The organism is Mesorhizobium sp. M7A.F.Ca.CA.004.04.2.1 (genome assembly GCF_004022825.1).
Lineage (GTDB): Bacteria > Pseudomonadota > Alphaproteobacteria > Rhizobiales > Rhizobiaceae > Mesorhizobium.
The window spans coordinates 1-419 of the sequence record NZ_RZPH01001815.1 but is presented as its reverse complement, the minus strand read 5'-3'; the positions used below and the strand labels follow the sequence as shown (position 1 = coordinate 419).

Annotated in this window: 1 protein-coding gene; it reads left to right on the top strand. The window is 66.1% G+C overall.

What is annotated here, in order from left to right; translation table 11 throughout:
• On the top strand, positions 1 to 406 hold a 406-nt coding region (locus EN893_RS37730), incomplete at its 5' end, for an ATP-binding cassette domain-containing protein (protein ID WP_128362347.1).
• Positions 407 to 419: the final 13 nt, after the last annotated feature.

Genomic DNA, 419 nt, shown 5'->3' with positions numbered 1-419 from the left:
CCTGCGCACCGTGCCGCGCGTTTCGGCGCTCGATGTCGTCGCCGAACCGCTGGTCGAGCGCGGCGAGGATCGCGAGATTGCCCGCGGCAAGGCGCGCGCCTTGCTGGCACAGCTCAACCTGCCGGAGAAACTCTGGGCTTTGCCGCCTGCGACCTTTTCCGGCGGCGAGCAGCAGCGCGTTAACATCGCGCGCGGCTTCATCACCGAGCATCCGATCCTGCTGCTCGACGAACCGACCGCTTCGCTCGACGCCAGGAACCGCGACGTCGTGATCGAACTCATCGCCGCCAAGAAGGCGGCTGATGTCGCCCTGCTCGGCATCTTCCATGACCACGACGTGCGCGAGGCGGTTGCCGACCGCATCATCGACGTCACCGCGTTCGCGTCCGGAAAAATCGCCGCATGACCAGGAAATTGTC